At 60.1% G+C, this 2,652-nt stretch carries 3 protein-coding genes; all 3 read left to right on the top strand.

Annotated features, from left to right (window positions below):
* Positions 1–7 precede the first annotated feature (7 nt).
* Positions 8–877, top strand: a complete 870-nt coding sequence (gene rluB, locus BIS11_RS14710; protein ID WP_253424173.1) for a 23S rRNA pseudouridine(2605) synthase RluB — start codon at positions 8–10, stop codon at positions 875–877.
* 656 nt (positions 878–1,533) lie between these two features.
* Positions 1,534–2,250 carry an OmpA family protein gene (locus BIS11_RS14715; RefSeq protein WP_253586401.1) on the top strand — a complete coding sequence of 239 codons (717 nt, stop codon included), beginning with the start codon at positions 1,534–1,536 and terminating at the stop codon, positions 2,248–2,250.
* Between the two features lie 35 nt (positions 2,251–2,285).
* Positions 2,286–2,652 (top strand): BapA prefix-like domain-containing protein (locus BIS11_RS14720; RefSeq protein ID WP_253586402.1); only part of this gene is annotated, 367 nt, incomplete at its 3' end.

Here is a 2,652-nt window from a genome sequence, read left to right on the forward strand (position 1 = left end):
GACGTCCATGAGTCAGAATAGCCAAACACCCCCTCCCGGCAGCGAAAAACTGCAGAAAGTGCTGGCCCGCGCCGGTTTCGGCTCGCGCCGCGAGATGGAAACCGTGATCAGCGACGGCCGCGTCAAGGTCAACGGCCAGGTCGCCAAGCTCGGCGACCGGGTCGAGGAGCGCGACCGCGTCAGCCTCGACGACCGGCCGATCTCACTGCGCCCGGAAGCCGAAGTGCCGCGCCGCGTGCTGATGTACAACAAGCCCGAAGGCGAGCTGTGCACCCGCAAGGACCCGGAGGGGCGGCGCACGGTGTTCGAACGCCTGCCGCGCCTGAAAGGCGAGCGCTGGATCGCGATCGGGCGGCTGGACATCAACACCAGCGGCCTTCTGCTGTTCACCACCGACGGCGAGCTCGCCAACCGCCTGATGCACCCCTCCACCCAGGTGGAGCGCGAGTACGCGGTGCGCGTGATGGGCGACGTCAAGCTCGAGCACGTCAAGGCGATGGTCGACGGCGTGATGCTCGAAGACGGCCCGGCGCGCTTCACCGACGTGCAGGAGTTCGGCGGTGAAGGCATCAACACCTGGTTCCACGTGGTGATCCTCGAAGGCCGTAACCGCGAAGTGCGCCGCCTGTGGGAGTCTCAGGGGCTGACCGTCAGCCGCCTGAAGCGCGTGCGCTACGGCAACATCTTCCTCGACAAGCGCGCCAAGGCCGGCGAGTGGATCGAACTCACCCAGGACGAGATCGACGACCTGGCGACGCTGGCCCAGCTCGAGACACGCAAGGTGCCCGAGCTCACCCCGGACGAGAAGAACCGCTGGAGCCGCGACAAGCACAAGCGTCGCCCGGTACAGGCGATGCGCAAGCCCAAGCGGCGCTGACGCCACCGCGTCAGCCGGTATTAGATCGATCCACCCGACCAGCGGCGTGTAAAACGCCGCTGGTTTTTTATATCGAGTGTTCGATAAACCCTTTAACTCTTTGAGCGTTAGTTTGTTTTTTTATCATGGAAAAAAACCAATAAACTTTCTTTACAAAAGTTTAATTTTTTCCATTTGCCTGCCTTCAAAAAGCTGCCCTACCTTCCATTTAGTGCATGATAAATTTTGGTTAGAGTCTTCTTTGTTAAAAGTTTAGCGTTTTAACGACCCGAATTGAATAAAAGTTAATAAGCTAATGGGTCAATGGTTAACGTCTTATGGACACCAACAGTCTGACGTGAAGCGCCGCGATATATATTCGCCCCGCGCTCTCTGTCAGCGCTCGACCAAATCATAAATGCACGCTCAGTGATATAACGCGGCGTATTCCGCGTACTCAAATGACATTTTACCGGCGTCGCTATTGGCGGCCCGGCGCCTTGCCAGCTGTTTAAACAACGCAGTCATCGACACGCAGTTTAAATAAGGGGTGCATCATGGGAATGTCCGGTCGGCCAGTAGCGTTCTTTCTCTCGTCTAAAGAATCCCGCCACGTTAGGCGTAAGCGACGCTCGTTCGCGCGCCTTTCGGCGTGCCTTTTGCTTTCGGGAATGCTCTTGACTCCCTTGACGATGGCCTACGAATTCAGCGATGTCAGCGAGGATTTCAGCGCCCTCGATGGCGCCTTCATCCGCCTCGGCGTCACCGTGCCGGTGGCAGAACTCGCCCGGGTTGAAGAAGGCATCGGCCGATTGAGCAAGCCGGACGTCGTCGCCTTGATCGGTCCTCCCAATGAAGCGGGATCGACTTACCAGGATGATCACTGGCTCTACAACATCGATCTCGCGCTGACCGACGACGACGTGCTGGTCTGTCAGTACCGCGTCTCGTTCGCTCAGGAGCGTCTTACCGGCACGCAGTGGCGCCGGCCCCAGTGCGAAGCGCTCTACGACGAGCAGAGACCCACCGGTTACAGCCTCTCCGCCGACCTGCTGTTCGGCTTCGATAGCGCCACGATCTCACCGGCGGGGCAAGAGGCGATCCGCGAGGTCGCCACTGCCGTACAGCAGCGGGGTACTCCATCGGCGGTCTCGGTAATCGGTCATGCCGACCGGATCGGCAACCCCGCCTACAACATGACCCTGTCACAGCGTCGCGCCGAAGCGGTAGCCGCAGCACTTGGCCAATTCGGTGTCGCCCCTTCTTTGATCACCCCGGTGGGCCGAGGCAGCAGCCAGCCCATTGCCTCCTGCGATGGGGTTCAGGGAGAGGCTCTGAAAACCTGCCTGGCGCCGGATCGGCGCGTCGATATTTCGCTCAGCGGATCGCTATAGCCCTGGCCTTCGGTCAAGTACAGAAAAGGTGAATCATGAACAACGAAACGATCGCCATCACCGGTAAAGCCTCCAGTCAGACCACCGAACAGGCATGGGCCGGAGTTGTCACGCTCGACGCCCCCAGCACCGTGACGCTCCCCGTAGGCCCTGAAGAGATCGCCGCGTTCAGCCAGTCGGGCATGGACCTTGTGGTCACGCTGCAAAACGGCGAGCAGATCGTGCTCGCCGATTTCTTCGTTCAAGTCGACGGCATGCGCAGCGAATTGGTTCTCGAGGATGCGAACGGCGTGCTATGGCTGGGCCAGTACCAGACGCCTTGGCAGGAATTTGCCTTTGCCGAAGTGAACGAGGAGGCCATGGCGGCTGGCGGCGGCGGTATCCCCCCTTGGGTGTTCCCGT

It is taken from the genome of Halomonas sp. 707D4 (assembly GCF_024158685.1).
GTDB lineage: Bacteria > Pseudomonadota > Gammaproteobacteria > Pseudomonadales > Halomonadaceae > Vreelandella.

What these genes read in the sequence shown, in the direction of transcription:
- rluB (WP_253424173.1), top strand. Translation starts at nt 8, where the DNA reads ATGAGTCAGAATAGCCAAACACCCCCTCCCGGCAGCGAAAAACTGCAG.